5 protein-coding genes are annotated in these 3327 nt (G+C 73.2%); all 5 read right to left on the reverse strand.

Annotation, left to right across the window (positions count from 1 at the left end; genetic code table 11):
• Window positions 1-115: 115 nt before the first annotated feature.
• Window positions 116-868, reverse strand: coding sequence for a pseudouridine synthase (locus tag ACTUAL_RS03120; protein WP_096496264.1), 753 nt, complete (start codon window positions 866-868; stop codon window positions 116-118).
• Window positions 849-1499 (reverse strand): SMC-Scp complex subunit ScpB, encoded by a 651-nt coding sequence (scpB, locus tag ACTUAL_RS03125; protein ID WP_440899205.1) that lies wholly within the window; start codon window positions 1497-1499, stop codon window positions 849-851. The genes ACTUAL_RS03120 and scpB overlap by 20 nt, the downstream gene beginning before the upstream one ends.
• A complete protein-coding gene (locus tag ACTUAL_RS03130; protein WP_440899208.1) occupies window positions 1427-2254 on the reverse strand; it encodes a segregation and condensation protein A in 828 nt (275 codons plus the stop codon). Before ACTUAL_RS03130 ends, scpB begins: the two co-directional genes overlap by 73 nt.
• Window positions 2255-2361: 107 nt before the next feature.
• The gene (locus tag ACTUAL_RS03135) at window positions 2362-2865 is read right to left on the reverse strand and encodes a cobyrinic acid a,c-diamide synthase (protein WP_440899206.1); all 504 of its coding nucleotides are present in this window, start codon (window positions 2863-2865) and stop codon (window positions 2362-2364) included.
• On the reverse strand, window positions 2862-3327 hold a 466-nt coding region (locus ACTUAL_RS03140), incomplete at its 5' end, for a ParA family protein (protein WP_440899207.1). The genes ACTUAL_RS03135 and ACTUAL_RS03140, both read right to left, overlap by 4 nt.

A 3327-nucleotide genomic window follows, 5' to 3' on the forward strand; every position in this document is an offset into this window, starting at 1 on the left:
CCGGCGGCGGGGCCGCGGGTCCCCCCCCCCCGCCCGGGCCCCCGCGAGGGGGCCGCCCCGGCGACCCGGTGCGGCCCCGCGTCGGCGAGAGCGCTCTCGCACGAACCCCGTCGACCTACATGCCCACGGCCTTGTACAGCGACCCGACCTCCTGCCGGTTCAGCACGCGCAGCGAGCCGGGCCGCTGGTTGCCCAGCCGCACCTCGCCCACCGCGGTGCGCACCAGCGTCTGCACCGGGTGCCCCACGGCCTCCAGGAGCCGCCGCACGATGTGCTTGCGCCCCTCGTGCAGCACGACCTCCACCAGCGCCCTGCCGGGCAGCGAGGAGATCAGCTTGAACGAGTCCACCTTGACCGGCCCGTCCTCCAGCTCGACGCCGGAGCGCAGCCGCTTGCCCAGGTCGCGCGGGATCGGGCCGGGCACCTCGGCCAGGTAGGTCTTGGGCACCTCGTAGGAGGGGTGCATGAGCCGGTGCGCGAGGTCGCCGTCGTTGGTCACCAGCAGCAGGCCCTCGGTGTCGGCGTCCAGCCTGCCGACGTGGAACAGCCGCTCCTTGCGGTTCACCAGCAGGTCGCCCACGCACGGCCGGTGCGCGTCGTCGTGCATGGTGGACAGCATCCCGCGCGGCTTGTTCAGCACGAGCGTGACGACGTCCTCCTGGAGCACCACGCGCACGCCGTCCACGTGCACGACCGCCTTGTCGGGGTCGATGCGGCGGCCCTGCTCGCGCACCACCTCGCCGTCCACCTGGACGCGGCCGAGCTCGATGAGCTCCTCGGCGACCCGCCGGGAGGCGATCCCCGCTTTGGCCAGCACCTTCTGGAGCCGAACGCCTTCAGAACCGGGGTCAGACATCGTCGATCGCATCCACTTCGGGCAGCAGGGGAGCGATCGGGGGCAGGTCGGTCAGCGACGCCAGCCCCAACCGCTCCAGGAACAGTTCGGTAGTCCGGTAAAGGATGCCACCCGTGTCGTTGTCGTTGCCCGCCTCGGCGATGAGCCCGCGCGCGACCAGCGTGCGGATCACCCCGTCGACGTTGACGCCGCGGACCGCCGCGACGCGCGCCCTGGTGACGGGCTGCCGGTAGGCGATCACGGCGAGCGTCTCCAGCGCTGCCCGCGTGAGCTTGGCGCGCTGCCCGTCGAGCAGCAACTTCTCCACGAATGGCGCGTGGCGGTCCCTCGTGTAGAACCGCCAGCCGTCGCCGATTCTACGCAGGTCGATGCCGCTGCCCGAGGCGGTGTAGCGCTCGGACATCCGCCGCAGGGTCGCCCTGACCCGCCGGGCGGGCTGCTCGAACACGCCCGCGAGCTGCTGCTCGTCGATCGGGGTGTCCACGACGAGCAGCACGGACTCCAGCGCGCTCTCGAACTCCGCGTCGTCGGACAGGTCGACGGCGGACGCCTCCGCGTCGTCGGTCACGCTCACCCGTACTCCTCGTCCTCGTCGTCGTCCGCCGCCACCGCGCGGGCCTCCTCGACGCTGCCGCCGACCCACGTGACGCTCAGCTCGCCCAGCGCCTCGGGCTGCTCGAACGCCAGCACCTTCTCCCGGTACAGCTCCAGCAGCCCCAGGAAGCGCGCCACGACCTCCCGGGTGTTCTCGCAGTCCGCGACCAGCTCGGTGAACGTGGCCGTGCCCAGCTCGGCGAGCCGCTCGCGCAGCAGCGCCGCGTGCTCGCGCACCGAGATGCGGTGCTGGTGGACGTGCGCGGTGGACACGGTCGGCGGCGGCTTGGGCCGGAACACCACGGCCGCGATCTCGGAGAACCGCCGGGGGTCGACGCCGAGCATCACCTCGGGCAGCAGCCCCTCGAACCGCCGCTCCAGCGCGACCGAGCGCGGGTACCGCCGGTGCGCGCCCTGCTCCAGCTCGGCGAACAGGGCCGCGACCTGCTTGTACGCCCGGTACTGGAGCAGCCGCGCGAACAGCAGGTCCCGCGCCTCCAGCAGCGCCAGGTCCTCCTCGTCCTCCACGTCGCCCTGGGGCAGCAGCCTGGCGGCCTTGAGGTCGAGCAGGGTGGCCGCGATGACCAGGAACTCGGTGGTCTCGTCCAGGTCCCAGGCGTCGCCGAGGCCCCGGATGTGCGCGATGAAGTCGTCGGTGACCCGGTGCAGGGCGACCTCGGTCACGTCGAGCGTGTGCTGCGAGATCAGCTGCAGCAGGAGGTCGAACGGCCCCTCGAAGTTGGTGAGCCGAACCTTGAACCGCCCGTCGGCCACCTCGTCGGCCACGGGCCGAGTGTCGGGCACGGCCTCGCGGTCCGCCGGGCGATCACCGCCGGGGGTGTCGGGCGCGGACGTGACGTCGCCCGTGGTGCCACCGGCGCCGCCGGTGCCGTCCGCCGTGGTGCCGCCGCTCACCGCTCGCGCAACCTGCGCACGAGCAGCGAGTCGTCGCCGCGCCCTTCGAGGTCGTCCAGCACGATCGCGATGGCCTCGCGCACCACCCGGCCCCGGTCGACCACGAGCCCGTGGCTGCCGCGCAGCACCAGCTTGGCCTGCTCCAGCGCCAGCAGCTCCTCGTCGGAGGCGTACACGGTGAACTTGGTGCTGTGCTTCTCCCGCCCGCTCCCCCGGCGCCCGCTGTCGGCGGCCGGGTCGTCGGCGCCGACCACGTCCGCGCCCACCACCTTCGGGCCCACCACGCCGACGACGTCGGGTCCCACCGCGGTGGCGGCGGGCTCGGTCCTCGGGGGCAGCGCGGTGCGGGCCGTCAGCACGACCTCGGACTCCCCGGAGGCGGAGCCGGACGGGGACGCGCCGGACTGGGACGTGACGGGCTGGGACGTGACGGCAGGCTGGGACGCGACAGTCGAGCGGAACAGCTCCGACGCGCCCGGCAAGGTGGGGCGACGGGTCACCTGGCGATCACCTCGCGCGCCAGGGCGCGGTAGGCGCGGGCGCCCGCGGAGCGCGGCGCCCACCGGGTGATCGGCTCGCCTGCGACGGTGGTCTCCGGGAACCGCACGGTCCGGTTGATCACCGTGTCGAAGACGACGTCGCCGAAGGCCTCCACCACGCGCGCCATCACCTCGCGGGAGTGCAGGGTGCGGGGGTCGTACATGGTGGCCAGTATCCCGGTGATCTCCAGCTTGGGGTTCAACCGCTCCCGGACCTTCTCGATGGTGTCGATCAGCAGCGCCACCCCGCGCAGGCTGAAGAACTCGCACTCCAGCGGGATCAGCACCCCGTCGGCGGCGGCCAGCGCGTTCACCGTGAGCAGGCCGAGCGAGGGCTGGCAGTCCACCAGCACGTAGTCGTACAGGTCCAGCACCGGCCGCAGCGTGCGCACCAGGGTGTGCTCGCGGCCCACCTCGGACACC

The organism is Actinosynnema sp. (genome assembly GCF_052038725.1).

Excerpts from the sequence above, each read along its gene's own strand:
- ACTUAL_RS03120 (WP_096496264.1), bottom strand. The coding sequence starts at position 868 with ATGCGATCGACGATGTCTGACCCCGGTTCTGAAGGCGTTCGGCTCCAG.